This is a genomic window from Rhizobium sp. Rhizsp42, from assembly GCF_047304155.1.
GTDB lineage: Bacteria > Pseudomonadota > Alphaproteobacteria > Rhizobiales > Rhizobiaceae > Rhizobium.
The window spans coordinates 277751-302112 of sequence record NZ_JBGLYS010000001.1 but is presented as its reverse complement, the minus strand read 5'-3'; the positions used below and the strand labels follow the sequence as shown (position 1 = coordinate 302112).

33 protein-coding genes are annotated in these 24362 nt (G+C 60.5%); 20 read left to right on the top strand and 13 right to left on the bottom strand.

The genetic code is table 11. From position 1 onward, the window contains the following. Positions 1 to 80: 80 nt before the first annotated feature. Positions 81 to 230: a hypothetical protein gene (locus ACCD05_RS01545; protein WP_018900168.1), complete on the top strand. Its 150-nt coding sequence runs from the start codon at positions 81 to 83 to the stop codon at positions 228 to 230. Beyond that, entirely contained in the window at positions 227 to 559 is a 333-nt protein-coding gene (locus ACCD05_RS01540; protein ID WP_413390763.1) for a DUF6105 family protein, read from the top strand. The genes ACCD05_RS01545 and ACCD05_RS01540 overlap by 4 nt, the downstream gene beginning before the upstream one ends. On the opposite strand, the gene ruvX is transcribed toward ACCD05_RS01540, so the two are convergent. After that, on the bottom strand, positions 496 to 990 hold the full coding sequence (gene ruvX / locus ACCD05_RS01535; protein ID WP_413390761.1) for a Holliday junction resolvase RuvX: 495 nt from the start codon (positions 988 to 990) through the stop codon (positions 496 to 498). The two genes, ACCD05_RS01540 and ruvX, sit on opposite strands and share 64 nt — an antisense overlap. Before the next feature lie 118 nt (positions 991 to 1108). Here ruvX and ACCD05_RS01530 point away from each other — a divergent pair, with 118 nt between their 5' ends. From ACCD05_RS01530 to ACCD05_RS01505, 6 genes are all read left to right on the top strand, one after another. Beyond that, positions 1109 to 1813, top strand: coding sequence for a metal-dependent hydrolase (locus ACCD05_RS01530; protein ID WP_413390759.1), 705 nt, complete (start codon positions 1109 to 1111; stop codon positions 1811 to 1813). A 121-nt stretch (positions 1814 to 1934) separates the two neighbouring features. After that, the gene (gene gatC, locus ACCD05_RS01525; RefSeq protein ID WP_018900164.1) at positions 1935 to 2222 is read left to right on the top strand and encodes an Asp-tRNA(Asn)/Glu-tRNA(Gln) amidotransferase subunit GatC; all 288 of its coding nucleotides are present in this window, start codon (positions 1935 to 1937) and stop codon (positions 2220 to 2222) included. Between the two features lie 54 nt (positions 2223 to 2276). Next, positions 2277 to 3758, top strand: coding sequence for an Asp-tRNA(Asn)/Glu-tRNA(Gln) amidotransferase subunit GatA (gene gatA / locus ACCD05_RS01520; protein ID WP_113010754.1), 1482 nt, complete (start codon positions 2277 to 2279; stop codon positions 3756 to 3758). A 113-nt stretch (positions 3759 to 3871) separates the two neighbouring features. Next, a complete protein-coding gene (locus ACCD05_RS01515; RefSeq protein ID WP_413390756.1) occupies positions 3872 to 4141 on the top strand; it encodes a hypothetical protein in 270 nt (89 codons plus the stop codon). A gap of 166 nt (positions 4142 to 4307) precedes the next feature. After that, entirely contained in the window at positions 4308 to 5390 is a 1083-nt protein-coding gene (locus ACCD05_RS01510; RefSeq protein WP_413390754.1) for a glycosyltransferase, read from the top strand. Positions 5391 to 5488: 98 nt separating this feature from the next. Beyond that, the gene (locus tag ACCD05_RS01505; protein WP_413390752.1) at positions 5489 to 6874 is read left to right on the top strand and encodes an ArnT family glycosyltransferase; all 1386 of its coding nucleotides are present in this window, start codon (positions 5489 to 5491) and stop codon (positions 6872 to 6874) included. 40 nt (positions 6875 to 6914) lie between these two features. On the opposite strand, the gene ACCD05_RS01500 is transcribed toward ACCD05_RS01505, so the two are convergent. Continuing rightward, positions 6915 to 7172 (bottom strand): YjhX family toxin, encoded by a 258-nt coding sequence (locus ACCD05_RS01500; protein ID WP_413390750.1) that lies wholly within the window; start codon positions 7170 to 7172, stop codon positions 6915 to 6917. 307 nt (positions 7173 to 7479) lie between these two features. On the opposite strand from ACCD05_RS01500, the gene ACCD05_RS01495 reads away from it, so the two are divergent. Beyond that, complete coding sequence (locus tag ACCD05_RS01495; RefSeq protein ID WP_413390748.1) at positions 7480 to 7986, top strand: N-acetyltransferase family protein; 507 nt, start codon at positions 7480 to 7482, stop codon at positions 7984 to 7986. Here ACCD05_RS01495 and ACCD05_RS01490 read toward each other — a convergent pair. Then, positions 7983 to 8288 (bottom strand): DUF1294 domain-containing protein, encoded by a 306-nt coding sequence (locus tag ACCD05_RS01490; protein WP_413390746.1) that lies wholly within the window; start codon positions 8286 to 8288, stop codon positions 7983 to 7985. The two genes, ACCD05_RS01495 and ACCD05_RS01490, sit on opposite strands and share 4 nt — an antisense overlap. Positions 8289 to 8435: 147 nt before the next feature. Here ACCD05_RS01490 and gatB point away from each other — a divergent pair, with 147 nt between their 5' ends. The 5 genes from gatB (at position 8436) to ACCD05_RS01465 (ending at position 12028) form a co-directional block, all read left to right on the top strand. Further along, positions 8436 to 9941 (top strand): Asp-tRNA(Asn)/Glu-tRNA(Gln) amidotransferase subunit GatB, encoded by a 1506-nt coding sequence (gene gatB / locus ACCD05_RS01485; protein ID WP_413390744.1) that lies wholly within the window; start codon positions 8436 to 8438, stop codon positions 9939 to 9941. Positions 9942 to 10004: 63 nt separating this feature from the next. Next, positions 10005 to 10511 (top strand): N-acetyltransferase family protein, encoded by a 507-nt coding sequence (locus tag ACCD05_RS01480; protein WP_413390742.1) that lies wholly within the window; start codon positions 10005 to 10007, stop codon positions 10509 to 10511. A 10-nt stretch (positions 10512 to 10521) separates the two neighbouring features. Beyond that, entirely contained in the window at positions 10522 to 10986 is a 465-nt protein-coding gene (locus ACCD05_RS01475) for an N-acetyltransferase family protein (protein ID WP_413390740.1), read from the top strand. 105 nt (positions 10987 to 11091) lie between these two features. After that, entirely contained in the window at positions 11092 to 11490 is a 399-nt protein-coding gene (locus ACCD05_RS01470) for an NADH:ubiquinone oxidoreductase subunit NDUFA12 (RefSeq protein WP_018900154.1), read from the top strand. A gap of 106 nt (positions 11491 to 11596) precedes the next feature. Then, positions 11597 to 12028: a DUF2155 domain-containing protein gene (locus ACCD05_RS01465; protein ID WP_113010746.1), complete on the top strand. Its 432-nt coding sequence runs from the start codon at positions 11597 to 11599 to the stop codon at positions 12026 to 12028. Positions 12029 to 12037: 9 nt separating this feature from the next. On the opposite strand, the gene ACCD05_RS01460 is transcribed toward ACCD05_RS01465, so the two are convergent. The 6 genes from ACCD05_RS01460 to ACCD05_RS01435 all read right to left on the bottom strand — a co-directional run bounded on the left by ACCD05_RS01460 (position 12038) and on the right by ACCD05_RS01435 (position 16858). After that, positions 12038 to 12967 carry a DUF2167 domain-containing protein gene (locus ACCD05_RS01460; RefSeq protein WP_413390738.1) on the bottom strand — a complete coding sequence of 310 codons (930 nt, stop codon included), beginning with the start codon at positions 12965 to 12967 and terminating at the stop codon, positions 12038 to 12040. 67 nt (positions 12968 to 13034) lie between these two features. Further along, positions 13035 to 13655, bottom strand: coding sequence for a leucyl/phenylalanyl-tRNA--protein transferase (gene aat, locus ACCD05_RS01455; RefSeq protein WP_413390736.1), 621 nt, complete (start codon positions 13653 to 13655; stop codon positions 13035 to 13037). Between the two features lie 5 nt (positions 13656 to 13660). Beyond that, positions 13661 to 15007, bottom strand: coding sequence for an acetyl-CoA carboxylase biotin carboxylase subunit (gene accC / locus ACCD05_RS01450; RefSeq protein WP_018900150.1), 1347 nt, complete (start codon positions 15005 to 15007; stop codon positions 13661 to 13663). 10 nt (positions 15008 to 15017) lie between these two features. Then, positions 15018 to 15500, bottom strand: coding sequence for an acetyl-CoA carboxylase biotin carboxyl carrier protein (accB, locus tag ACCD05_RS01445; protein ID WP_111561328.1), 483 nt, complete (start codon positions 15498 to 15500; stop codon positions 15018 to 15020). A gap of 18 nt (positions 15501 to 15518) precedes the next feature. Then, positions 15519 to 15956, bottom strand: a complete 438-nt coding sequence (gene aroQ, locus ACCD05_RS01440; protein WP_413390733.1) for a type II 3-dehydroquinate dehydratase — start codon at positions 15954 to 15956, stop codon at positions 15519 to 15521. 143 nt (positions 15957 to 16099) lie between these two features. Then, on the bottom strand, positions 16100 to 16858 hold the full coding sequence (locus ACCD05_RS01435; protein ID WP_047510062.1) for a DsbA family protein: 759 nt from the start codon (positions 16856 to 16858) through the stop codon (positions 16100 to 16102). Between the two features lie 211 nt (positions 16859 to 17069). On the opposite strand from ACCD05_RS01435, the gene ACCD05_RS01430 reads away from it, so the two are divergent. Then, positions 17070 to 18227, top strand: a complete 1158-nt coding sequence (locus ACCD05_RS01430; RefSeq protein ID WP_413390731.1) for a pyridoxal phosphate-dependent aminotransferase — start codon at positions 17070 to 17072, stop codon at positions 18225 to 18227. Between the two features lie 86 nt (positions 18228 to 18313). Here the strand turns inward: ACCD05_RS01430 and ACCD05_RS01425 are convergent, their stop codons facing one another. Then, positions 18314 to 19318, bottom strand: a complete 1005-nt coding sequence (locus ACCD05_RS01425) for a ketopantoate reductase family protein (RefSeq protein ID WP_413390729.1) — start codon at positions 19316 to 19318, stop codon at positions 18314 to 18316. Positions 19319 to 19394: 76 nt separating this feature from the next. After that, positions 19395 to 19607 (bottom strand): hypothetical protein, encoded by a 213-nt coding sequence (locus ACCD05_RS01420; RefSeq protein WP_026283302.1) that lies wholly within the window; start codon positions 19605 to 19607, stop codon positions 19395 to 19397. Positions 19608 to 19831: 224 nt separating this feature from the next. Between ACCD05_RS01420 and ftsZ the strand changes: the two genes are divergently transcribed. The 3 genes from ftsZ (at position 19832) to ACCD05_RS01405 (ending at position 22153) form a co-directional block, all read left to right on the top strand. Then, entirely contained in the window at positions 19832 to 20863 is a 1032-nt protein-coding gene (gene ftsZ / locus ACCD05_RS01415; RefSeq protein ID WP_413390726.1) for a cell division protein FtsZ, read from the top strand. Positions 20864 to 21059: 196 nt separating this feature from the next. After that, on the top strand, positions 21060 to 21908 hold the full coding sequence (locus ACCD05_RS01410; protein WP_413390724.1) for an oxidoreductase: 849 nt from the start codon (positions 21060 to 21062) through the stop codon (positions 21906 to 21908). Positions 21909 to 21952: 44 nt separating this feature from the next. After that, on the top strand, positions 21953 to 22153 hold the full coding sequence (locus tag ACCD05_RS01405) for a hypothetical protein (RefSeq protein ID WP_413390722.1): 201 nt from the start codon (positions 21953 to 21955) through the stop codon (positions 22151 to 22153). 79 nt (positions 22154 to 22232) lie between these two features. Here the strand turns inward: ACCD05_RS01405 and ACCD05_RS01400 are convergent, their stop codons facing one another. Further along, complete coding sequence (locus tag ACCD05_RS01400) at positions 22233 to 22559, bottom strand: hypothetical protein (RefSeq protein WP_018900140.1); 327 nt, start codon at positions 22557 to 22559, stop codon at positions 22233 to 22235. Positions 22560 to 23060: 501 nt separating this feature from the next. Between ACCD05_RS01400 and ACCD05_RS01395 the strand changes: the two genes are divergently transcribed. Beyond that, the gene (locus ACCD05_RS01395; protein ID WP_047510070.1) at positions 23061 to 23240 is read left to right on the top strand and encodes a hypothetical protein; all 180 of its coding nucleotides are present in this window, start codon (positions 23061 to 23063) and stop codon (positions 23238 to 23240) included. Between the two features lie 69 nt (positions 23241 to 23309). On the opposite strand, the gene ACCD05_RS01390 is transcribed toward ACCD05_RS01395, so the two are convergent. After that, positions 23310 to 23492 (bottom strand): YegP family protein, encoded by a 183-nt coding sequence (locus ACCD05_RS01390; protein WP_413390720.1) that lies wholly within the window; start codon positions 23490 to 23492, stop codon positions 23310 to 23312. Positions 23493 to 23678: 186 nt separating this feature from the next. On the opposite strand from ACCD05_RS01390, the gene ACCD05_RS01385 reads away from it, so the two are divergent. Next, entirely contained in the window at positions 23679 to 24167 is a 489-nt protein-coding gene (locus ACCD05_RS01385) for a BON domain-containing protein (RefSeq protein WP_413390718.1), read from the top strand. The last annotated feature ends 195 nt before the right edge of the window (positions 24168 to 24362 follow it).

Sequence of the window (24362 nt, the reverse complement as noted above, 5' to 3'; positions counted from 1 at the left end):
GAGTGTTTAAGAAGTCAGGTTACCAGACAGTTTCAAAGTTTGAGTTGTCTGGAACCATGCGAACCAAAATCGCGAGAATCATGTTCCTCGTTGCCGCGATGATGTTCTTTGCCGTGCTCGCGCTCGATATCGCGGTGCCGGCCCTGGTGCTGGGTTTGATGGCATTATCGACATGGCTGGTCTCGCTCGATCTGCCATTCGCAAAGCGACAAAGAGGGGCGACCGCATGAAGTGGTTCCTGATCTTCTGGGCCGGTCCGATTGTGTTTCTGGCGGGCTGGTATTGGCTATCCTACTACGACATGAGCTTCGGCATCTTCATGCTCACACGCCAGGCCCATGACCTCACATTCCAGGTCTACGCCAATATCCTCGGCATTCCCGCCGAAACCATTCCGCCGCTGGTCGCCCGCGCCGTCGTGGTCGACAGCTTCGTGGTGTTCGCGATCATGGCCTTCCGCCGACGCAAGAAGATCGCCGCCTGGTGGCGGGGACGTCAGGCGTCCGGTTCTTCGAGCGCCGCCCTTCCAAGCAAGGACAGCCTGTCCAGAGCGCCTTGAAGAATGAAGCTCGCGGCCGCCGAATCGATGCGTTCGGCCCGCTTGGCGCGTGACACGTCCATTTCCAGCAGCGCCCGCTCGGCGGCAACCGTCGACAGCCGTTCATCCCAATAAACGAAGGGCAGGGCCGTCTTCTGCTCCATGTTGCGCACGAAGGCGCGCGTGGCCTGGACGCGCGGACCAGCCGATCCGTCCATATTCATGGGCAGGCCGATGACGAAGGCCGCGACTTTCTCTTTGTCCGCGAAGCTTAGAAGCACCTCCGCATCGATGGTGAATTTCTCGCGCTTGATGACCGGGCGCGGTGTCGAGAATCGCCGGCCGAGGTCCGACATCGAAAGCCCGATCGTCTTGGTGCCGAGGTCGAGACCGGCAATTGCCTGTCCCGGCTGAAGGGCTGCCGCCAGTTCCTCGATCGTCAACACCGTCATCGTCGTTCATCCCGTCAAAAGAAATTGAAGCCTCGACCGCTTTTCTTTGCGGCGGTATCGGTTATCTCCATACCCATCGAAACAGGCTTTTGCATCACTTAATAAAAGGACAGATTTCATGAAGATCACCTGGCTAGGCCATTCCGCCTTTCGCATCGAGACCGCGAAGGCAACCATCCTCCTCGATCCGTTCCTGACGCATAACGGCTCGTTTGCCGGCCAGGACATCAAGGACGTCACCGCTGGCGTCACCCACATCCTGCTCACCCACGGCCATGGAGACCATGTCGGCGATACTGTCGCCATCGCCAAGGAAACCGGCGCCGTCGTTCTCGCCAACGCCGATCTCGCCTCCTGGCTCGGCACCAAGGGCGTTTCGAAGATCGAGATGGGCAATACCGGCGGCACGGTGTCGCTTGGCGGCTTCTCCGCCACCTTCACCAACGCGCTGCACTCCTCCGCCCAGGTCACCGAGGACGGCGTCTCCCACGCACTCGGCAACGCCAACGGCCTGATGCTGCACTTCGACGACGAAGCCTCGATCTTCGCCATGGGCGATACCGACATTTTCTCCGACATGGCGCTGATCAACGAACTGCACCAGCCCGATATCGGCCTCGTCCCAGTCGGCGACCGCTTCACGATGGGTGGTGCGGTGGCCGCACTCGCCTGCCAGCGCTACTTCAACTTCAAGACCGCGATCCCCTGCCACTACGGCACCTTCCCGATCATCGACCAGACGCCCGAAAAGTTCGTCGCCGGCATGGAAGGCGCAAAGACCGAGGTGAAGGCGATCAAGCCGAGCGAGAGCGTCGTTCTCTGATGCAATCGCGCTCCGACCCGACTTGAAAGGGCGGAAATCTGAATGAACGAAAGGCCATGCCCGTTGCACACAGCGGGCATGGCCTTTATAGCGGGTGGGAAAATCCCATCCGGAGAATATGATGTCCGTCGACCTAGCCACCGTTAAGCGCGTTGCGCGCCTTGCCCGTATTGCCGTCTCCGAAGATGAGGCAAACCGCATGGTCGGCGAGTTGAATGGGATCCTCGGCTTCGTCGAGCAGCTCTCCGAAGTCAATGTCGAAGGCGTCGAGGCGATGACCTCGGTCACGCCGATGCTGATGAAGAAGCGCACCGACGACGTCACCGACGGCAATAAGGCCGCCGATATCGTTTCGAACGCGCCCGTTACCGATCAGAATTTCTTCCTGGTGCCCAAAGTCGTCGAATAAGGCCTTTTGCCGCTTTCCGACCTCGTTGCCATTCAAGATTTGAAGCGAACCATCATGAGCGAACTCACCAGCCTGACCATTGCCGAAGCCCGCACCAAGCTGCGCGCCAAGGAAATCAAAGCGACCGAACTCACCGAAGCCTATATCTCGGCGATCGAGGCGGCCAACGACAAGCTCAACGCCTATATCAAGGTGACGCCTGAAAAGGCGCTGCAGATGGCCGAAGCCTCCGACGCCCGTCTTGCCAGCGGCAAGGGCGGCGAGCTCGAGGGCATTCCGCTCGGCATCAAGGATCTCTTCGCCACCGAAGGCATCCACACCCAGGCCTGCAGCCACATCCTCGACGGCTTCAAGCCGCATTACGAATCGACCGTCACGCAGAACCTGTGGGACGACGGCGCCGTCATGCTCGGCAAGCTGAACATGGACGAGTTCGCCATGGGCTCCTCCAACGAGACCTCGCATTACGGCGCGGTCATCAACCCCTGGCGCGCCGAAGGCTCGAACCAGCAGCTGGTTCCCGGCGGTTCCTCGGGCGGCTCGGCCGCTGCCGTTGCAGCCCATCTCTGCGCCGGCGCCACCGCCACCGACACCGGCGGCTCGATCCGCCAGCCCGCCGCCTTCACCGGCACCGTCGGCATCAAGCCGACCTATGGCCGCTGCTCGCGCTGGGGCACGGTTGCCTTCGCCTCGTCGCTCGACCAGGCCGGCCCGATCGCCCGCGACGTCCGCGACGCCGCCATCCTCCTGAAGTCCATGGCCTCGGTCGACGCCAAGGACACCACCTCAGTCGATCTGCCGGTTCCCGACTACGAAGCCGTGCTCGGCCAGTCGCTGAAGGGCATGAAGATCGGCATTCCGAACGAATACCGCGTTGCCGGCATGCCGGAAGAAATCGAAACGCTCTGGCAACAGGGCATTGCCTGGCTGAAGGATGCTGGCGCCGAAATCGTCAACATCTCGCTGCCGCACACCAAATACGCTCTGCCGGCCTATTACATCGTGGCACCGGCTGAAGCCTCTTCGAACCTCGCCCGCTACGACGGCGTGCGCTACGGTCTGCGCGTCGACGGCAAGGACATTGCCGACATGTACGAGAAGACCCGCGCCGCCGGCTTCGGCAAGGAAGTCAAGCGCCGCATCATGATCGGCACCTATGTTCTCTCGGCCGGCTACTACGACGCCTATTACATCCAGGCGCAGAAGGTCCGCACGCTGATCAAGCGCGACTTCGACCTCGCCTTCCACGCCGGCGTCGACGCCATCCTGACGCCCGCCACCCCGTCGTCCGCCTTCGGCATCGCCGACGAGGATCTGGCATCCGATCCGGTCAAGATGTACCTGAACGACATCTTCACCGTCACCGTCAACATGGCCGGCCTTCCCGGCATCGCGGTCCCCGCCGGCCTCGACCATAAGGGCCTGCCGCTCGGCCTGCAGCTGATCGGCAAGCCGTTCGAGGAAGAAACCCTCTTCAAGACGGCCCACGTCATCGAACAAGCCGCCGGCCGCTTCACCCCCGCCAAGTGGTGGTAAGCGGACTGAACATCAGAGACATGACGATCGCCGACCACATGCTGGTCGGCGAAGTCGGTTTTGGGGTAGGGAAGACCCACGCATCTTAGATGCGCCAAGTGGAGGAGAAGCTTATGGCATCGCAGATCACAGCGCTCGTTGACGCTTTCGACCGCCTGGCTGCCGCGGATTTCGTTATGGGAGCCGAGTGGAAGGCCGTACACGACATCTGCCAGGCCCACGAAGGCGAACAGCCTTTCGATTGGGGCCACGCGCTGTGTCACCGCATCGAAGGCGATACGTGGAATGCCGGTTACTGGTATCCGTTGGCTGGCAAGCAGGTTGCCACAGGTTCGTTCGGCGATGAGTGGGCGGCCATGCGCCCGGTGCTGCTGTCCAAGTGAAAACGGCGCCGCACACGCATCCACCGTGTTTCGGGCACTGGTTTTTCATCTCTGATTTATCGGTCCACAAGTATCCAATTTGCTGATGCCGATCACGCATGTATCTCGCTGGATTTTTATTTGGCGACCTGCTACGTGCGATTGAATTCTATTGGTGGATAACGCTTTGCCCGCAGGCCGTATTTCTATTATCGCCCCGACATACAATGAATCGGGAAACGTCATTCCTTTCATCGAACGCACCAAGGCTGCCCTTCATGAAAAGGATTGGGAGATCATCTTCGTCGATGATAATTCCGCCGATGGAACGGCGCAGAAAGTCTTCGACTACGCTGCGCATGATCCACGCATACGCATTATTACGCGTCTGACCGATCGAGGCCTCGCCAAGTCGAGTATCCAGGGCATGCTGTCTGCAAAGGGCGGACTGCTTTGCGTCATGGATGTCGATGGTCAGCACGATCCTGAAGTGGTCAGGGATCTGGTCGATCGATTGAACCAGGATGACCTGCACATCGTCAGCGCCGCCCGCCGGTTGGGCGATGAGCGTCAGGCGGATGCTTTGTCGCCGGTGCGCAATATCTTGTCGAAGGTTGGCAACTGGTTGAGCAGCTTCGTCCTGGGACGCCAGCTGGTCGACCCGCTGACGGGCTTCTTCATTATCAGGCGCGAGGCGTTTCTGGGCGTTGCGCCGCAGCTTGGCGACGCGGGCTTCAAGCTCCTTCTCGATATCCTCTATTCGCGCAAGGACCTGCGGCACGCCGAAGTGCCCTTTGATTTCCAGGCGCGCCTTAGCGGCGAATCGAAGCTCGACAGCTATGTCATCTGGAAATTCGTCACCTTCCTTCTCAGCAAGATGACCCGCGGCATCGTGCCGGCGAACCTGATCTCCTTCCTGTTCGTAGGAGGCTCGGGCCTCTTCGTTCACTTGGCGGTTCTCTACAGCGCACTGGCGCTAACCGTGCCCTTCATGGCGGCACAGACCGTGGCGACGCTGGTCGCGGCCACCAGCAACTTCCTGCTCAACAACCTGCTGACCTTCCAGGATCGCCGGCTGCGCGGCTGGACCAAGTTTTGGGGCTATCTCAAGTTTCTGTTCGTCTCCTCCGTCGGCATCGTCGCCAACGTTTCTGCTGCGACACTTGCCTATGAGCGACTGGTTCACGTGGTCTTCCTTGCTACGCTGGCGGGCATCGCCATCGACACGGTCTGGAAGTTCGTGATCGCCAACAAGTTCATCTGGAAGTAGGCGAGGCGCACCCCATGCAGTCCAAGACCGTGGATGCTGCAAAGCCTCTCTGGATCATCCTTGCAATCGTCGTCTGCCTGCTGGTGCTGCGTCAGCTCATGCATCAGTCGATGTTCTTTGATGGCGCGATCTACGCAAGCATCGCGCGCAATCTGGCTGAAGGCGCTGGATCGCCGTGGCGGCTGCAGTTTTCGGAGACCCTGTTCCCGGTCTTCTCTGAACATCCGCCCTTGATGATGTGGCTTGAGGCGATTGGTTTTCTTCTGTTCGGCGACACGATCGCGGTCGAGAAATGCTTCTCCTTGCTGACGCTCATCGCCAGTGGTTTCGTTTTGCTGAAGATTTGGCAAAGGCTTCACGGCAACGATCCGGAGCTTCGTTTGGCAGGCCCTACGGTTTTGGCCATGGCGCTTGGCGCAGGACGTGTCAGCTGGGGCTTCACCAACGGTATGCTCGAAAACCTGCTGATCGTTTTCACCTCCCTGGCGATCTATTGTGTCATCGTTGCTTATGATGGCGCAGATCGCGGGAAGGTCATGTCGCGTTTGATCCTGATGATCGCGGCAGGAATATTGGTGGCGTTGGCGCTGATGACCAAAGGATTGGTCGGCCTGTTCCCGCTTGCAACACCGGGAATATGGTGGCTGGCATTTCGTCGTCGAAGCCTGGTTTCCGTCATTGTTGACACCTTGGTCATGACAGCGACGGTCGTCATATTTTTCGCAGCTCTCTGGCAGTTGGACGGCGCCCGGGACGCGATCGAGCGCTATCTCTCGATACAGTTGCTGCCGAGCCTCACCGGTCAGCGTGGCAGCGGTGGCGGCAACTGGAACGCAGTGCGTGCTTTCATACGCGTCAATGCGTATCCGGCGATCGTCACGCTGATTATCCTGCTCTGCGATCGCCGTTGGGGAAGCCGCTCCGCAGTGCCGCGTGATTTAAGCCAGGCGCGACGAAGGGCCGCGATCTTCCTCGCGCTCGTTGGCTTCTCCGCCTCGCTTCCCTTGCTCGTCAGCCCGCGCGTCGCCAGCTTCTATTTCAATCCTTCGCTTGCCTATTTCGCATCTGCCTTTGCGATTGCGGGCGCACCAGCCGTTGTCCGAGCGCTTCAGGCGATGAACACGCGCTCATATCGGCGGCTGTCGATCGGCTTGGCTGTCGCACTTGCGCTGAGTGCCATTCTCGTCGGCTTCAACATTGGTCGGCCGGGGGTGGATGCGGATACGATCGCCAATGCCGCGCGCATCGCGGATCATGTCTGCCCGTCATCGGGAACGTGCGAAAGTACGGTGGCCGTCTGCGGCGCCGGGGCCGAGGACTGGGCGCTTTACGGCTATCTGGAGCGTCGACATAAGATCAGCCTTGCAACCATGGACGCCGCTACGAGCAACCATATCGTGGTCGACGATAGCTGCGCTGGCGAAGCGGTCGGCTACAGCGACACAGGTCTTCAGCTTTCGAAATATCGCCTGCTTCAACGCTGAGGCGGCAAAACGGCGCCACCTGAGCGGCGCCGTTTCCCTGTTATCGGTTGTCCAATTGCGAGCGCACCAGCCGCAGCCCGCGTTCGGTGATCAGATACGGCTGTCCGGTCTGCGATCTGATCGCCTTCAGCCGTTTGAGCTTTCGAAAGAGCTCAAGGTCGAAGCCCGGGTAAAGCCAGCCGTCGCGGGTGAGGCAGTTGACGGCCTCGATCTTCTTTCTGCCGTCGCGTTCGATTTCGATGCGGCCGCCTTGGGCCAGCAAGTGCAAGATGCGCTGTTCCGCGCGTGAAATATCCATGGAGATGTTGATCCGGTCTCGCGCCGTTTAAGGCGCACAAAAACGATCTGGCGTCCGGATGGGACGTCAGGGCTTCGTTCTCGTCGGGCCCGTGCGCGCAAGAAAACTTGCGGGCAGGGCCTTTACCGGGTCTCTGATTGCGAGCTCAACATGAGGATTTGATAGGCTTTGGCCCCGTCGGCGTCAAGGTCGGCGCCAAGCGAGCTCCTTCTTTCGCAATGCGGGATAAGCTTCGCCTGACGTTACGGAAGGCTTTGATGTGGCCTGATTCGGTGGTTTACTTTCCTCGGTGTTTCGGAGGTTCTGATTGATCACTATTCGCAATGCCCATGAGGGCGAAGCCGAGTTTTTGAGCGAAATCGGGCTGCGCGCCTGGCAGAAGGCCATGGCGCCGATCGGCGAGGCGGACGCGATGGCGTCGGCTGCTCGCAGCGCCTTCATGAATTTCGCCGAGACGCGTTGGCTCACCATCACCGTCATCGAATGGAACGGCCACACGGCCGGATGGGCCGCCCGTGAAAATCTCGACGAGACGATTTCCGACTTCTGGATCGATCCGTCGTTCACCGGCCATGGCCTTGGCTCGGCTCTGCTGCAGTCGATCGAAAAGGAAGTGGCGGAGCAGGGACTCGACAGCGTGATGATGCAGACGCACGCCGAAAACAACGAGGCGATCACCTTCTTCAAGAAGAACGGCTATTCAATTCACTGGCTGTCGGTCGCCTATAATCCCAAGCTCGACAGGGACGTTCCTTCCGTCGGGCTGTCGAAGCCGGTGTCATCGTCGGGCGATGGTCCCTACGGCGCCTTTTAGATCAGCCCAAGCATCCTTGCCGCGATGCCGGAGATGAGCGCGACCACGGCAAGCAGATGAAAGCCGCAGATCGCCATCAGCTCCGAGCGAAACGGCTCCTTGCGGGTCTTGTGGCGCAGCAGCTGTTGTGCGCTCACGGCGCCGGGGCTTCCGGCAAGGAAGGCAAGCGTCAGAAGTGTCTTTTCGCTGATGCGCCACTGGCCATAGCGCGCCGCCTGCTTGTCGATGAAGTAGATCGCAAACACCAGCCCGTTCCAGGCTGTGAACAGTCCGATGATTTTGGCGATATCGGTGAGAAGCATTGCTGGACTCTAAGGGTGGCCGGTTAACAACCGAAAAATGGCCAGTGCGCGGCCTGCAATGGCTGAGACCGTGCCGAAAGCCTTGCACCGGAAGGTCATTTCCGTTACCTCACCAGTTGAATAAGATAGCCTCAAAAGAGCATTTCCATGACCCTTGTTGACGTTCGCACGCCTGATCCGAAACGCTTCATTCCCGGCGCCACTGGTGATTGGGAAGTCATCATCGGCATGGAAGTCCATGCGCAGGTGCTGTCCAATTCGAAGCTGTTCTCCGGCGCCTCGACCGAGTTCGGCAAGCCGCAGAATTCCAACGTCTCGCTCGTCGATGCCGCCATGCCCGGCATGCTGCCCGTCATCAACGAGGAATGCGTCGCCCAGGCGGTTCGCACCGGACTCGGCCTGAAGGCGCAGATCAACAAGCGCTCGATTTTCGACCGCAAGAACTACTTCTATCCCGACCTGCCGCAGGGCTATCAGATCTCGCAGTTCAAGGATCCGATCGTCGGCGAGGGCCAGATCGTGATCTCGCTCGGTCCGGATCGTCAGGGCCAGTTCGAGGATATCGAGATCGGCATCGAGCGCCTGCACCTGGAACAGGACGCCGGCAAGTCGCTGCACGACCAGCACGCCACCATGTCCTATGTGGATCTCAACCGTTCGGGCGTCGCCCTGATGGAAATCGTCTCCAAGCCGGACATGCGTTCCTCGGATGAGGCCAAGGCCTACATGACCAAGCTGCGCTCGATCGTGCGCTACCTCGGCACCTGCGACGGGAACATGGACGAAGGATCCATGCGCGCCGACGTCAACGTCTCCGTGCGCCGTCCGGGCGAAGGCTTCGGCACGCGTTGCGAGATCAAGAACGTCAACTCCATCCGCTTCATCGGCCAGGCGATCGAATACGAAGCCCGCCGCCAGATCGCCATCCTCGAGGATGGCGGCGTGATCGATCAGGAAACCCGCCTGTTCGACGCCGGCAAGGGCGAGACGCGCTCGATGCGCTCGAAGGAAGACGCGCACGATTATCGCTACTTCCCCGACCCAGACCTGCTGCCGCTCGAATTCGACGACGCCTATGTCGCAGCACTCGCAGCCGACCTGCCGGAACTGCCCGACGACAAGAAGGAGCGCTTCGTGCGCGAACTCGGCCTATCCATCTACGATGCCTCCGTGCTCGTGTCGGAAAAGGCGATCGCCGATTACTTCGAGGCCGTTGCCGAGGGTCGTGATGGCAAGATGGCCGCCAACTGGGTCATCAACGACCTCTTGGGCGCCTTGAACAAACTCGGCAAGGATATTGAATCGACTCCGGTTTCCGCCGCTCAGCTCGGCTCGATCATCGACCTCATCAAGGCCGAGACCATCTCCGGCAAGATCGCCAAGGACGTGTTCGAAATCGTTCTGACCGAAGGCGGCGACCCGGCCGAGATCGTCGAAAGCCGCGGCATGAAGCAGGTCACCGACACCGGCGCCATCGAGAAGGCCGTGGACGAGATCATCGCCGCCAACCCGGATCAGGTCGCCAAGGCGCAGGCCAAGCCCGCTCTCGCCGGCTGGTTCGTCGGCCAGGTGATGAAGTCGACCGGCGGCAAGGCCAACCCGCAGGCCGTGCAGGCGCTGGTCAAGGCCAAGCTCGGCATCGTCGAGGAATAGGTCATCCGGCATCGCCGAAAAGTGTGAAGCGGTTTTCGGATAGCCGATGCCGGAAGGAAGAAAATGGTCTACTTCGTCCGCACCGCCAGCGAGCGCGATCTCGACAAGGTTCGCGCTCTCCTGGTCGAAACTTTCCATGCGACCTACGACGCGCTGCTTGGCGCGCCGAAGGTCGATGAACTAGTCTCCACGCTCTTCTCGCCCGCGGCGTTGAAGACGCGCATGGCAAACAAGAACGCCGAATTCCTGGTCGCCGATGACGGCAAGGAAATCGGCGGCGTCGGCTATGCCGCCATGTCCGGCGAGATGACCAAGACGGTCATGCTGCATCTGCTTTACGTGCGCCCCTCGCTGCAGCGCGAGGGCATCGGCCGCGATATTTTCGCCGAGCTCGAAACCTGCTTTCCGGCAGCCGAGATCATGCGGCTCGAGGTCGAGCCGCGCAACGAGGCGGCGATCACGTTCTACCACCAGCTCGGTTTTGCCGATGTCGGCCAGAGCGAAAACAACGGCCCCGGCCAATCCGGAATACCGGCGCTGATCCTCGAAAAACCGCTCGCCAGCTACTGAGACGTTTCAAATGGCCGTAGAGATCATCATTCGCGAAGCCCGCCGGGACGATCTGAAGGCACTGATCGCCATGTTCGCCGACGATGATATCGGCGGGCACGGCGATACGGTTTCCGAAGACGCGCTGCCGGATTACGAGCGCGCGTTCGAGACCATCGCGGCCTCTCCCGATCAGACACTGTTCGTGGCTGAACTGGCCGGCGAAGTCGTTGGTACCTTCCAGACCGCGATCACCACGACGCTCACCGGGCGCGGAACGTCCTTCATGATCATCGAGGCCGTGCAGACGCGCGGCGACATGCGCGGCCGGGGCATCGGCGCCCGGATGATCGAATTCTGCATCGAAACGGCGAGGGCGCGTGGCTTGCCGCGCGTGCAGCTCATCTCCAATGCCAAGCGCAAGGATGCCCATCGCTTCTATGAGCGGCTCGGTTTCGAAGCCTCGCATCTCGGCTTCAAGATGGCGCTGAAATGAACCCTTTTGCCTTCGGAATCACTGGACAACAGGCGCTGCTGGCGGCATAAGCGAAGGATCGAATTCTGGTCCCGCTTGCTCCCAAGGCAGGCACAAGGAAAAGACATGAAAACTCTCCTCCTGCAAATCTTCACCTGGTGGAACGGTCAGACGATCGGTACCCGCTTCGCGACCTGGCGTTTCGGCAAGCGCGTCGGCGAAGATGAATTGGGCAACGTCTATTACGAAGGCGGCACCACCTCCTTCGGCCTTCCGCGCCGTTGGGTGATCTACAAGGGCTACGCGGACGCTTCGGCGATCCCGCCGGGCTGGCACGGCTGGATGCACTACCGCACCGACGTGCCGCCGTCCAAGGAGACCTATGTCGCCAAGGAATGGCAGAAGGGACACCGCGCCAACCCGACCGGTTCGCCGCAGGCCTACCGTCCGCCGGGCTCGCTCGCCGTTGCCGGCGAACGTCCGCGCGTGACCGGCGACTACGATGCGTGGACGCCCGGTAGCTGATCGCAGCCAGTCCGGCCCGGTTTTTGGCCACAATTGACCTATACCCGCAGAATGGCCGCAGACACTGCGGCCTTCTATTTTTGAAATGCGGTGGAGACGGAAAGATATGAAGCTTCTCACGCGGAACCCCGTCCTGCGTGCCGCCGGCATTGCCCTGGCGCTTGGCTCGTCCTTCCTGCCGCAGACGGTTCTCGCCGCCCGCATCGACAATCCTGTCGCCGTCTTTTCCGGCCTCGACAAGATCACTGGTCGCATCACCACCTTCGACGTCTATGTGAATGAAACGGTGCAGTTCGGCGCCCTGCAGGTGACGCCGAAGGCATGCTATTCGCGTGACCAGAGCGAAGTGCAGAAGATCGACGGCTTTGTCGAAGTCGACGAGATCACGCTGGACCGCAAGATCCGCCGCATCTTCACCGGCTGGATGTTCGCCGACAGCCCCGGCCTCAACGCCGTCGAGCACCCGATCTATGACGTCTGGCTGAAGGACTGCAAGGCGACGTCGGACGTGCCTGCGCCCGACGCCAAGACGAACTAACCTCTGCGATTATGCCGAGGGTTTCTTGCGCGAAAACATTCCCTTGAGGGTCCGCAATAGCGCTGCTCCCGCGACAAGAACAAGCACGCCGGCCTTCTTGAAGAAAACGGCCGCCATTGCGAGCAGCCCGACTTTGGCCGCGACCTTCGCGCCGGCACCGGCCGCGATCATGCCGGCCATGCCGTAGGCCGCCAGCTTGTCTCCGCTTTCATAGTCTTTGTAGGTCTTGCCGCTGTCGAATTTGACCATGGTCAGAACGTCGGGGACGGCGGACTGAATTTCCTTCAGCTGGTCCATTCCCGCGACGAAATTAAACATGAAGACGCCTTCGCGCCCAAAGACGCGCACGGAATAGTTCAGCGTGTGCGGCTGACTCATGTCGTCTCCGAAGATGAGATCACGGGCCCAATGCAGCGCATGCGCGGATTGGTCGTAATGCGGGGGTGAGGCCCAGCCGACGAGCGTGATCTTCTCGAAACCCTGCTTCTCGCGTTCCGGGTTGGTTTCCGCGATCGAGTCCTTGATGCTGCGGAGCAGTTCGTCGTAGTCGGTGGAAGCGGCATCCACGTCGGAGACGTAGCCGTCAGCACTGTATTCGACGACGGAGCCCCATGATCCGCCCTCAACCGGAGCGTATTTGGCGGGGAAGACCATCCCCATCGTTCCTTCGCCCGCTTGTGGCGGATTGCCCCAGATGTCGACGATCACGCGGCGAGCGTCCGCAGGGCTGAGATAGTAGAATTCCTCGGGAATATTGAGGGTGGCGTTCGCGCCGGGAATCTTGATCGCGCCTTGCTGAAAGTCGATCTTTTCCAGGATAGCTTTGTCGGCATCTCCGAAACGATCCGCACCCGGAAACATCTCCTGATATGGTTTCGCCTGAGCCAGCGTTGCTGCCAGGACGAAGAGGGACGTTAGCGCGGCAATTTTCAACTTCATGAACAATACTCCCGTTAAAGGCGCGACAATAGGCGACTGGGGAGTAACGTCAACGTGAACGTGTATTTTATTGTGCAAAAGGCAGATGCGGCGAATCCATCGCCGTGGCGAGCATGTGCTCGTACTCGTCCTTCGGAACGTCGATGGCGCCGAAGGTCTTCAGGTGTTCGGTGGTGAACTGGGTGTCGAGCAACACGAAACCGTTCTCCTTCAGCCGCTCCACCAGATGCACGAGGCAGATCTTCGAGGCGTCCGTGCGCCGCGAGAACATGCTCTCGCCGAAGAAGGCGGCACCAAGCGACACGCCGTAAAGCCCCCCCACAAGCTGGTCGCCATCCCAGGCTTCGACGGTATGGGCGTGTCCCATGCGAAAGAGCGATGAGTAGAGCGACCTGATCGTCTGGTTGATCCAGGTGCTTGGGCGCCCCGACGTTTCCTCTGCGCAGGCCGCGATCACGGCCTCGAAGTCATGGTCGAAGCGGATCTCGAACGGTTTGCGCCGAATGGTTTTGGCGAGGCTTTTGGAAACGTGGAAATCATTGAGCGGCAGAACGCCGCGAAGATCGGGCTCGACCCAGAAGATCTCGGGATCGTCAGCCGATTCTGCCATCGGGAAGAGCCCGATGGAATAGGCGCGCAGGAGAATTTCCGGTGTGATGCCTGGAGATTTCCTGCGCGACCCTGCCATTGCGGTTAAGCCGGCTTGCTGGCCAGATAATTTTCCAGCCAGTGGATGTCGTAATCGCCGTTGGCGATGTCCTGGTTGTCGACCAGATCCTGGAAGAGCGGCAGCGTCGTCTTGATGCCGTCTACCACGAACTCGTCAAGCGCACGACGCAGACGCATCATGCATTCGACGCGGGTGCGGCCGTGCACGATGAGCTTGCCGATCAGGCTGTCGTAGTAGGGCGGGATCTTGTAGCCCTGATAGACGCCCGAATCGATGCGCACGCCGAGACCGCCAGGTGCATGGAAATGCGTGATCGTGCCGGGCGAGGGCACGAAGGTGCGCGCGTCCTCGGCGTTGATACGGCATTCGATGGCATGGCCATGGAAGTGGATCTCATCCTGTGTGACCGACAGGCCGCCGCCGGAAGCGACGCGGATCTGTTCGTGCACCAGGTCGATGCCGGTGATCGCTTCGGTGATCGGATGCTCGACCTGAAGACGGGTGTTCATTTCGATGAAATAGAACTCGCCGTTTTCGTAGAGGAACTCGATCGTGCCGGCGCCGCGATACTTCAGCTTCTTCATGGCGTCGGCGCAGACCTGGCCGATCTTCATGCGCTGTTCGACGTTGAGGGCAGGCGAGTTGGCTTCTTCCCAGACCTTCTGGTGGCGGCGCTGCAGCGAGCAGTCGCGTTCGCCGAGATGGATGGCATTGCCTTCACCGTCACCGAACACCTGGATTTCGATGTGCCGCGGCTTGCCGAGGTACTTTTCCATGTAGACGGCTTCGTTGCCGAATGCGGCAGCCGCTTCGGTCCGGGCCGTCGACCACGCCTCAATCACGTCGTCAGCGCTCTTGGCGACCTTCATCCCGCGTCCGCCACCACCGGCAGTCGCCTTGATCAGCACCGGATAACCGATTTCAGCGGCCGTCTTGATGGCCTCTTCCTCGGTCTTCACTTCGCCGTCGGAACCCGGAACGACGGGGATGCCGAGTTCCTGCGCCGTCGTCTTGGCAGTGATCTTGTCTCCCATGATGCGGATGTGTTCCGCGGTCGGGCCGATGAAGGTGATGCCGTGCGCTTCGAGGATTTCGGCGAACTTGGCGTTCTCCGAAAGGAAGCCGTAGCCGGGGTGTACAGCGTCGGCGCCGGTGATCTCGCAGGCAGCAACGATCTGATGAATGTTCAGATAGCTGTCGCGCGACGGCGGCGGGCCGATGCAGACGCTTTCGTCGGCCAGGCGCACATGCATGGCGTCGGCATCGGCGGTCGAGTGAACGACGACGCAGGGAATACCGAGCTCTTTACACGCGCGAAGCACGCGAAGGGCGATTTCCCCGCGGTTGGCGATGAGGATTTTCGAGACCATGACGTTCGCCTTATTCGACGACCACGAGAGCTTGGCCGTATTCGACGGGCGTGCCGTCCTCGACAAGAATTTCAACGACCTTGCCCGACTTCGGGGCTGGGATCTGGTTCATCGTCTTCATCGCTTCGATGATGAGCAGCGTCTGGCCTTCCTTGACCGTCGCGCCAACTTCGATGAATGCACGCGCGCCCGGAGCCGGTGCCATGTAGGCGGTGCCGACCATCGGAGCGGAAACCGTGTTGGCCGGGTTGCGGGCCGGTGCGGCGGAAGCGGCAGGCGCTGCGCCAGCAGCCGGAGCTGCAATCGCTGCCGGAGCGGCGGCGTAAGCAGGCGCTGCCATTGGCGCCTGGATATACTGGGTGTTGCCGGCGCGCGAAACGCGGATACGCAGATCGTCCTGCTCGACTTCAATCTCGGTCAGATCCGTGTCGTTGAGGATGTTCGCGAGATCGCGGATCAGTGCCTGGTCGATACCGTTCTTTTTTTCAGCCATGAGTTTTGCCCTGTCTTTTTATGCGGTGACGTTCTTTAGCGCGTGGAGCGCCAGAATATAGCTATATGGTCCGAAGCCGGCGATGACACCCTTTGCAGCGGGCGCGATCATCGACTTGTGGCGAAATTCTTCCCGCGCATGCACGTTGGAGATATGGAGCTCTACAACGGGAATGGAAATGGCGCGGATCGCATCATGTAGCGCAACCGAGGTGTGCGTGTAGGCGCCGGCGTTGATCGCAACGCCAATGGCCTTGTCGCTGGCTTCGTGCAGCCAGTCGACGAGCTGACCTTCATGGTTGCTTTGACGGAAATCGACATCGACGCCAAGCTCTCGCCCGGCCGACTTGCAGTCCGCCTCGATGTCCTCAAGCGTCTTGCCGCCGTAAATGCCGGGCTCTCTTTTGCCGAGCATGTTCAGGTTTGGCCCGTTCAGGACGAAAATGGTTTGCGTCATCGAGTGTTCCGTCAAATGTGCGAGGGCAACCTATAGACTCACCAAAGGCTTAATGAAAGCCCTTTGGGCAAGGCATCAGGAATCGCGCCATTTTGTCCACATGGCTGAAGCACCGGGATTTTGGCAATTTGATGGGGGCCGGTTCAGCAGCTGGTCTTGCCGCAGGTCCGCATGTTCTTGACCTTGGTCTCGAGGTCGTCATAGCCGACCGCGCCCTGCACCAGCTCGTTGCCGATCACATAGGACGGCGTGCCCGTTATGCCGAGGTTCTGCGCCAGTGAGTAAGTCTCCTGCACGGAAGCGTCGCTCGGGCTTTTGGCCATCTCCGCCCGGATCTGCTTTTCGCTGACGCCAAGAGACTGGGCCGCTTCGATGGCGCTCGCCTCGTCGGCGCGCCCATCGCTGCCGAGAAGTGCTACGTGGAACTTGCTGTACTTCTCCGGAGCGATCTTGCGGAAGGCATCGGACACCTTGTGGGCGGCAACCGATTCCGGTCCGAGGATCGGGAATTCCTTGAGCACGAAGCGGACGTTCGGGTCCTTCTTCAGCATGGTCTGCATGTCGGTCAGCGCGTGGCGGCAGTAACCGCAATTGTAGTCGAAGAACTCGACGATCGTGACGTCGCCCTTCGGGTTGCCGATCGTCATGTCGTATTTGGAATCGAAGATCGTCGCCTTGTTTTCCGAGATCGTCGCATTGGCCTTCACCAGGCGCGCGGTCTCCTGCTTCTTCTGCAGCGCCTCCTGCACATCAAGCATGATCTCCGGGTTCTCGATCAGATACTGCTTGATGAACTCGCCGAACTCCTTCTTCTGCGCGTCGTCGAGGGCTGCGGCCGGTTGGGCGGAGGCTACGGAGGCGGTCAGCGCGAGCGCCGTGAAGATTTTCGGGAGAATGGCCATGATATCCTCGTCTTTGCAGGTGATGTCGGTCGTTCAATGCTTCGGGTATCACAGTCCGATGATCGAAACGCAATGCGAAGCAGCAAAAATACGGCGCATCCCGGCCTATTGAAACAGGAATTCTCGCGTTCGTAATCTGGTCGCGGGATTGTGAAGATCTCACTAATGCGGCATTTGTCGGGCCGCAAATCGAGCCGAAAGAGAAGAACCCTTGTTTTCCATTTCCAAACGCAGTGCAGTCGAGCCGTTTCACGCAATGGATGTTCTGGCGGAAGCGACGCGGCGGCGCGCAAGTGGCCGGCCGGTGATCTCGATGGCCGTTGGCCAACCCTCGCATCCGGCACCCCGCGCCGCACTCGACGCGGCAAAGGCAGCCCTCGATGATGGCAGGATCGGCTACACCGACGCGCTCGGCATTCTGCGTCTGAAGGACGCTCTCGCAACACATTATCGCGCCCGGCACGGGCTGGACATTGATCCGGCGCGCATCGCGATCACGACAGGCTCGTCTGCCGGCTTCAATCTCGCATTCCTGTCGCTCTTCGACGCCGGTGATGCGGTGGCGATCGCCAGGCCCGGCTATCCCGCATACCGCAACATCCTGGGCGCGCTCGGCCTGCGGGTCATCGAAGTGCCCGTCACCGCCGAAACGCATTTCACGCTGACGCCCGAAAGCATCGAGGCAGCCCAGAAGGAAAGCGGCATCCGGCTGAAGGGCGTTCTCCTTGCAAGCCCGGCAAACCCGACCGGCACCGTAACGGGCCGCAAGGCGCTTGCCGAACTGGCAGACTATTGCTCGGCCAATTCGATCGCCTTCATTTCCGACGAAATCTATCACGGCCTCACCTTCGCCGGCGAGGAGACGAGCGCGCTCGAATTGACCGACGAAGCAATCGTCATCAATTCGTTCTCGAAATATTATTGCATGACCGGCTGGCGCATCGGCTGGATGGTGCTGCCTGATCGCCTCGTGCGCCCGATCGAGCGAGTTGCCCAAAGCCTCTACATCTCGGCACCAGAGCTATCGCAGATCGCCGCCACTGCTGCGCTTGGCGCTTCCGCCGAGCTCGACGTCTACAAGGCAAGCTACGCAGCCAACCGTGACTTCCTGATGCGGCGTCTGCCGGAAATGGGCCTTACGATCGCTTCGCCGATGGATGGCGCTTTCTACGCTTATGTCGATGTGACGCGCTTCACCAACGACAGCATGGAATTCGCCAAACGGATGCTGGCGGAGATCGATGTCGCCGCGACACCGGGCCTCGATTTCGATCCGCTGGAAGGACACCGTGCCATGCGCATGTCCTACGCCGGCTCCGAAGCCGAGATCGCCGAAGCGGTCGAGCGCATGGCTGGCTGGCTCAAGTAAAGCGAGACGATTTCAAGGCGCTGCAAGCGTTTGCGGACTCATTTTCTGAGCGCCTTGAAAGAAGATTGTGACGGGATGCCGGCCATTCAGGCCGGCTTGCAGTTCTCGCGATCGAGCTGCGAAACCATCGCCAGCAAGGTTTCCGAAACCGGCGTCGGCACCGAAGCGAGCCTGCCGAGCGCAACGACCATGCCGACCAGCGGCGTGATCTCAAGCGCCTTTCCAGCAAGCAGGTCCTGCAGCATCGAGGTGCGGACAGGGCCGATCTGGCTGGCCTGCTCAAGGCGTTCTTCCACCGACATGCCGACATTGGCCCCAAGCGCCTCGCCAACCGCCTTGACCTCCTTCATCACCTTGCCGATCTGGTCGCTGACGGCGACGTCGGCCATGAGGTCGGACATGGTGGAACGCGTCAGCGCGCTGATCGGATTGAACGAAGCATTGCCCATCAGCTTGCTCCAGATATCGTTGCGGATCTCCGGTGACAGCGTGATGTTGAGATCGGCCTTCTGCAGCAGAGCCTGGATGGCCTCAAGATCAGCCGTGATCTCGCCCGAGGGCTCGCCCAGGATGAAACGGCCCTTGTTGCTGAGCTTGACATGACCGGGTTCACTCACTTCCGCGCCCTGGTGCGCCACGCAGCCGATGACCCGGTGCGGGCCGACAAGTCTCCAGAGCGCACCGCCTTCATCGAGTTCCTCGAATTGCAGTTCGGCGAATTCGGGATGGTCGTCGCGGTGGAAATACCACCACGGAATGCCGTTGAGGATCATCAAGACGCGCGTATCGGCTTTCAACAGCTTTGCCATGCCCTCGGCGGCGGCGCTGAGCTGATGTCCCTTGAGACCGGTAATGACCAGATCCTGCGGCGGAAGATCGGCCGGATTGTCCGTGGCCATTACCTTCACGTTGATCGGCGTCTCGGCGCCCGCTTCATGCAGCGTCAGACCGTTACGGCGGATGGCATCGAGATGCGCTCCGCGCGCGATGACCGACACCGTGACGTCGCTTCCAAGCAACGCCGCGATCTTGGTGGCGATCATCCCGCCCAGCGCACCGGCGCCAAAAATGCAGATGGTCTTGATGGTCATGAAATCCTATCTCCGCAATCACTTGACCGCGTAGAGATAGGCCATCCGGCCTCGAAGGCGAATGATTTTTCGGTGTTCAGCGATCGCCCGGCAGCAACTCGCTGCGACGCAATTCGTCGATCGCGCTCACCGCGTCCTCTGCGGACCAGCCGGCCTTTAGAGCAGCGGAAATCATCCGCAACTCCGCCTCGGCCTCGATCTGCAGGAAGAGCGGCTCCAGCGCTTCCTGAGCGGTCACGACATGGTCTTTCGGAGGGGCTATCGACTGGCTGGAAGCGAGCATAGGCATCTGCGCGGTACTCCTCTCTTTTTGGGCAGGCGGACTTTCAATTTTGACTGGCTTGAATCGACCTAATGCGCCAACCTCAAAAAAGGTTCCGGATAAATTTTAGAAAAGCCTGCATCTTGTTCTTTCGCCCCGCCTCTGCCTTCTTGCGCCCATAGGCTGATGCGCGATTCGGGTCCCGATAAAGCGGTGGAGCCCACGAAAGAATGCGCACGAAGGAGATTGCGATGACGAACGCCAAGCCCGGGATTTCCGAGATGCGGCCAAGAATTTCGGTGATCGGCGTTGGTGGTGGTGGCGGAAACGCCATCAACAACATGATCGCGGAAAGCCTCGAAGGTGTTGAATTCATTGCCGCAAACACCGATGCGCAGGTGCTTGCCACGTCGAAGGCCTCGCGCCGCATCCAGCTCGGCGCACATGTGACTGAAGGCCTCGGCGCCGGTTCGCTGCCCGAGATCGGCCGCGCTGCCGCTGAAGAATCGATCGACGAGATCATGGATCACCTCGCCGGCTCGCACATGTGCTTCGTCACCGCCGGCATGGGCGGCGGCACCGGTACGGGGGCAGCACCTGTGATCGCGCAGGCGGCCCGCAACGCCGGCATCCTGACCGTCGGCGTCGTCACCAAGCCCTTCACCTTCGAAGGCAACCGCCGCATGAAGACGGCCGAAGCCGGCATCGAGGCGCTGCGCCAGGCTGCCGATACCGTGATCGTCATCCCGAACCAGAACCTGTTCCGCATCGCCGACGCGAAGACCACCTTCGCCGACGCCTTCATGACCGCCGACCGCGTGCTGTTTGCCGGCGTCGGCTGCATTACCGACCTGATCGTCAAGGAAGGCCTCATCAACCTCGATTTCGCCGACGTGAAGTCGGTCATGCGTGGCATGGGCCGCGCCATGATGGGCACCGGCGAAGCATCGGGCGAAGAGCGCGCTATGAAGGCTGCGGAAGCCGCGATCGCGAACCCGCTGCTCGACGACATCTCGATGCGCGGCGCCAAGGGCGTGCTGATCTCGATCTCCGGCGGTTCCGACATGACGCTGTTCGAGGTGGATGAAGCCGCAAGCCGCATCCGCGACGAAGTGCAGGACGATGCCGATATCGTCGTCGGCGCGATCTTCGACCGCAATCTGGATGGCAAGTTCCGCGTCTCGGTCGTCGCCACCGGCCTCGATGGCGCGGGTGCTGGCGTCGCACCGGTCCAGCCTGGCGCGCCCCTGGTTCAGGGCCTGCCGCCGCGGACGCTGCAGTAAGCCGAAAGAAAAACCTGGTTCGATCCGGCCGCGTGCTCCAGCGAGCACGCGGCCTTTTTGCGTCTATTGGCCGCAACGTCCCGCCAATTCTGGAAAAATCAGTCGGACGACCCTAGATCAAAAGGTGCCCCCCAAGACGCCCCGGAATACATCCGAGGGCGCTTTCGATTTCAGACGAACATTTCAGGAAAACACCATGTCTCAAGATAAGAATCCCGTCTGGTTCATCACCGGTTGCTCGACAGGCTTTGGCCGCGAACTGGCGAAACTGACCATAGCCCGCGGCTGGCCGACTGTTGTCAGCGCCCGCGACAAGGCTCGCGTCGCCGATCTCGTGACCGGTCATGAGGACGATGCGCTTGCCGTCGATCTCGACGTGACCGATGCTTCCCAGATCACCGCCGCCGTGAAGGCCGCCGAGGAGCGCTTCGGACGGATTGATGTTCTCGTGAACAATGCCGGCTATGGCTATCAATCGCCGATAGAGGAAGGCAGCGACAGTGAGATCCGCGATCAGTTCGAGGCCAATGTCTTCGGCCTCTTCGCGATGACCCGCGCCGTTCTGCCCGGCATGCGCACGCGCAGACGCGGCCATGTGATCAACATTACCTCGGTGGCCGGCTTCATCGGCTTTCCTGGATCCGGTTACTATGCGGCGAGCAAGCATGCGGTTGAGGGTATGTCGGACGCGCTTGCCGCCGAAGGCGCGCCGCTCGGCATCAAGGTCACCTGCGTCGAGCCCGGTCCGTTCCGCACCGATTGGGCCGGCCGTTCGCTGCGGCAGACCGAGAGCAAGATCGCCGATTACGCGGAAACCGCTGCCGCCCGCATGCGTCAGACGGCCGGTTACAGCGGCCAGCAGCCGGGCGATCCCGTGCGCGCCGGCGAAGCGATCATCAAGATCACCGAGGTCGAAGAAGCGCCACGCCACCTGGTGCTTGGCGAATTCGGCTATGGCGCGGTCACGGCCAAGCTGAGGGAGCGACTGGCGCTGATCGAGGAATGGAAGGATACCAGCCTCGGCGCCGATTTCCCGAAATCGTGAGGCTCGCGCTCTGGCATGAACAGTGCGCCGTGGAGGAAGATGTGATGGTGAAGCTGGTCTACGCTCTTGAAGGCTTGCTGGTCCTGGCCGGTCTGATCTGGATGGGGCAGGGCAGCGGCTATTTTCCGTATCCGGCCGAAAGCTTCATGATCGACCAGACGCCCTGGATTTATTGGGGCGCGCTTGCGGTTGCCGTCGGCCTCATTCTGATCGTGCTGACCAAGAGCCTGCGCGGCAGGCGTTAACACGCGCCCAAAACAAATTCGCCGGCTGGAAGGGCAACAAAACCCCGCCAGCCGGCGATAATCAATCGCGTGGAAGCGTTTAAGCGCGGCGCAGACGCGCCTCGGGCAGTTCGGGCCGGGTGCCGTCAGGCGCGCGAAGGCCGCGATGCTTGCTGACGAAGATCCATTCGACATTGCCGGGCTCGAACGGCCGGCGCGGATTGCGCAGCGCCAGGCGGCGCTCGGACAGGCTGCGGGGCAGGGTGTCGATCATGTCGTTCATGAACGTGTCGAGACACTCTTTCCAGCGGGGAGAAACGGCGACATCGACGCCGCCGTAGCGATGAAAATCGGGGTGTTTGCGGGAGTAGCATGCGCCGATCATCCAGGCATGCTGCTGTTTCAGAAAACGCTCTTTAATGGTCATTCGCAGTCTTTTTCATTCCTTGGCGTCAGCGACTCCCTAGCCGTCGAAGCGAGCGATGTTGATCGGCCGTTCCGCTGTCCAGGTGCCATCCGCACGCTGATATTTTGTTTGCAAACCGGCTGCCGATCAAACGATCGATAAGCGACCTGGGGCCGCCGCCGGTGCCTCTACACGAGTAGGAAAAGGTGGCCGATTGAACGCCGTCGAAGCCTGAGCTGGGACGCCATTACGTTCGGCGACGTGCTACCTAGTCGACATTGATTGTTCCTTCAAGGATTTTCCTGAAACAATTTTGCATGGCTGCCAGTCGCGGCGAAAAAACGGTAGCAGCGCCCTCATCGGCTCGCGTCATGAGCGTGAATTTTGCCCGTGGCTGACTTGAGGCTGTATATGGCTACCGAGGTCAGGGGATGCGGCGCCGAATGCGCTTGCGCAGCGAGGGAACGCTTCATAGGCTCGCTGCGTTGATGGATTCGTTCAACGCTTTTCAGTAGGAATCACATGCGCGCTCAATCGAAGCCGTTCGTTGTTGAAATCAAGACTTCCCGCCGTACCGATCGCAGCAAGGAAAAATCCATCTGGGGCAATCTCGACCTCTCCGCCGTCGCGCAGGAAGTGGCCGATGACGTGCCGTTGTCGGCAGCACCTGCCACGGGTGTCGAGCAAAAGGCCGTCCGCTAACGACAGAAAGGGCGCGCGCCTTAAGACGCAGCCGCGCCCTTCATCGAATTCCGTATAAGCTGAGTACCGTCAGATCGGATTACAGGTCATGCCGTTGCGCTGGGCATTGGCGATGCAGTCGCTTCGATTGTTATAGCCTTCTGTCGACGCGCCAACGATCCGACCGTTTGGCGCCGTGCGCCGCCAGTGCCACTGACCATTCGTTTGGTAGATCTCCCAGGTATCACCATTGCTTGCCTTACAACTCGCCATGTCTCCCTCCCTTGCTTTGACACAATAGGGCTAGGCTATTCCTCCGCGCGTTTCCACGAACTGACCGCAATCAAAGGTGGCGCCTCGCCGCGAGGTAGGTTGTGTCGGCGGTAAGATGCCAGACATAAGTGGCGAACCATCTGGTCCCTTGGGCGTTGTTTGAAAACACGCTGAAGGAGAAGATCGATGCCAATCAACGATGATGGAAAGAAGCCGCTGTCGCGCAGCGAGGACTATCGCGATTTCGAAGAGCGCAATATCGACGACGGCTGGCCCTATGCGGACACAACGGATAACTCGTCGGCAGCGCCTGAAAAGCGAGCCTATGGTGAAACGCCCACCAATTTCGACAGCAGCGACAATCCAGGCTTCCGCATCGACGGCATAGACCGCGATGGCAACGAGAACCGGCTGAAGGATTCGCTGCGCGCCGACACGATCGACCGCGATGACAGCGACGATCTCGAAGCGCGGGTCACCGAAAACATCGAGAACGTTCCCGAAGTCGATATCGACAGCATCGAGGTCCACGCCGACGGCCATGTTGTGACTGTCGAAGGCTCCGTCGAAACCATCGGCATCGCCCGCAAGGTCGAACTCGCCGCCTCCTCGGTCGATGGCGTTCACCATGTGAGGAACAGACTGCACACGACGGGTGTGGATGCGCATTCGTAATTTGCGTTCTATCTCCAACGGAAAAGGCCGCCCGCTTGGATAAGCGGACGGCCTTTTAGTTAGCTGTACGAGGACCAACGTCCGCTCAAAATGGCATAGAAAGCTTCATTCGCATGCGAATAGGAGAAAACGCCGTGGCCATCTATAACTTCAACAAATCAGTGTGATGGTGTCGTCGGCGCTGGCATACGCGTC

What these genes read in the sequence shown, in the direction of transcription:
- ftsZ (WP_413390726.1), top strand. Translation starts at nt 19,832, where the DNA reads ATGACGAACGCCAAGCCCGGGATTTCCGAGATGCGGCCAAGAATTTCG.
- ACCD05_RS01435 (WP_047510062.1), bottom strand. Translation starts at nt 16,858, where the DNA reads ATGGCCATTCTCCCGAAAATCTTCACGGCGCTCGCGCTGACCGCCTCC.
- ACCD05_RS01405 (WP_413390722.1), top strand. Translation starts at nt 21,953, where the DNA reads ATGGTGAAGCTGGTCTACGCTCTTGAAGGCTTGCTGGTCCTGGCCGGT.
- ACCD05_RS01515 (WP_413390756.1), top strand. Translation starts at nt 3,872, where the DNA reads ATGGCATCGCAGATCACAGCGCTCGTTGACGCTTTCGACCGCCTGGCT.
- ACCD05_RS01500 (WP_413390750.1), bottom strand. Translation starts at nt 7,172, where the DNA reads ATGGATATTTCACGCGCGGAACAGCGCATCTTGCACTTGCTGGCCCAA.
- ACCD05_RS01480 (WP_413390742.1), top strand. Translation starts at nt 10,005, where the DNA reads ATGGTCTACTTCGTCCGCACCGCCAGCGAGCGCGATCTCGACAAGGTT.
- ACCD05_RS01540 (WP_413390763.1), top strand. Translation starts at nt 227, where the DNA reads ATGAAGTGGTTCCTGATCTTCTGGGCCGGTCCGATTGTGTTTCTGGCG.
- accB (WP_111561328.1), bottom strand. Translation starts at nt 15,500, where the DNA reads ATGGCTGAAAAAAAGAACGGTATCGACCAGGCACTGATCCGCGATCTC.
- ruvX (WP_413390761.1), bottom strand. Translation starts at nt 990, where the DNA reads ATGACGGTGTTGACGATCGAGGAACTGGCGGCAGCCCTTCAGCCGGGA.
- aat (WP_413390736.1), bottom strand. Translation starts at nt 13,655, where the DNA reads ATGGCAGGGTCGCGCAGGAAATCTCCAGGCATCACACCGGAAATTCTC.
- ACCD05_RS01490 (WP_413390746.1), bottom strand. Translation starts at nt 8,288, where the DNA reads ATGCTTCTCACCGATATCGCCAAAATCATCGGACTGTTCACAGCCTGG.
- gatB (WP_413390744.1), top strand. Translation starts at nt 8,436, where the DNA reads ATGACCCTTGTTGACGTTCGCACGCCTGATCCGAAACGCTTCATTCCC.
- ACCD05_RS01425 (WP_413390729.1), bottom strand. Translation starts at nt 19,318, where the DNA reads ATGACCATCAAGACCATCTGCATTTTTGGCGCCGGTGCGCTGGGCGGG.
- gatA (WP_113010754.1), top strand. Translation starts at nt 2,277, where the DNA reads ATGAGCGAACTCACCAGCCTGACCATTGCCGAAGCCCGCACCAAGCTG.
- ACCD05_RS01410 (WP_413390724.1), top strand. Translation starts at nt 21,060, where the DNA reads ATGTCTCAAGATAAGAATCCCGTCTGGTTCATCACCGGTTGCTCGACA.
- ACCD05_RS01395 (WP_047510070.1), top strand. Translation starts at nt 23,061, where the DNA reads ATGCGCGCTCAATCGAAGCCGTTCGTTGTTGAAATCAAGACTTCCCGC.
- ACCD05_RS01390 (WP_413390720.1), bottom strand. Translation starts at nt 23,492, where the DNA reads ATGGCGAGTTGTAAGGCAAGCAATGGTGATACCTGGGAGATCTACCAA.
- ACCD05_RS01530 (WP_413390759.1), top strand. Translation starts at nt 1,109, where the DNA reads ATGAAGATCACCTGGCTAGGCCATTCCGCCTTTCGCATCGAGACCGCG.
- ACCD05_RS01475 (WP_413390740.1), top strand. Translation starts at nt 10,522, where the DNA reads ATGGCCGTAGAGATCATCATTCGCGAAGCCCGCCGGGACGATCTGAAG.
- ACCD05_RS01545 (WP_018900168.1), top strand. Translation starts at nt 81, where the DNA reads ATGTTCCTCGTTGCCGCGATGATGTTCTTTGCCGTGCTCGCGCTCGAT.
- ACCD05_RS01420 (WP_026283302.1), bottom strand. Translation starts at nt 19,607, where the DNA reads ATGCCTATGCTCGCTTCCAGCCAGTCGATAGCCCCTCCGAAAGACCAT.
- ACCD05_RS01470 (WP_018900154.1), top strand. Translation starts at nt 11,092, where the DNA reads ATGAAAACTCTCCTCCTGCAAATCTTCACCTGGTGGAACGGTCAGACG.
- gatC (WP_018900164.1), top strand. Translation starts at nt 1,935, where the DNA reads ATGTCCGTCGACCTAGCCACCGTTAAGCGCGTTGCGCGCCTTGCCCGT.
- ACCD05_RS01505 (WP_413390752.1), top strand. Translation starts at nt 5,489, where the DNA reads ATGCATCAGTCGATGTTCTTTGATGGCGCGATCTACGCAAGCATCGCG.
- ACCD05_RS01400 (WP_018900140.1), bottom strand. Translation starts at nt 22,559, where the DNA reads ATGACCATTAAAGAGCGTTTTCTGAAACAGCAGCATGCCTGGATGATC.
- aroQ (WP_413390733.1), bottom strand. Translation starts at nt 15,956, where the DNA reads ATGACGCAAACCATTTTCGTCCTGAACGGGCCAAACCTGAACATGCTC.
- ACCD05_RS01385 (WP_413390718.1), top strand. Translation starts at nt 23,679, where the DNA reads ATGCCAATCAACGATGATGGAAAGAAGCCGCTGTCGCGCAGCGAGGAC.
- ACCD05_RS01460 (WP_413390738.1), bottom strand. Translation starts at nt 12,967, where the DNA reads ATGAAGTTGAAAATTGCCGCGCTAACGTCCCTCTTCGTCCTGGCAGCA.
- accC (WP_018900150.1), bottom strand. Translation starts at nt 15,007, where the DNA reads ATGGTCTCGAAAATCCTCATCGCCAACCGCGGGGAAATCGCCCTTCGC.
- ACCD05_RS01465 (WP_113010746.1), top strand. Translation starts at nt 11,597, where the DNA reads ATGAAGCTTCTCACGCGGAACCCCGTCCTGCGTGCCGCCGGCATTGCC.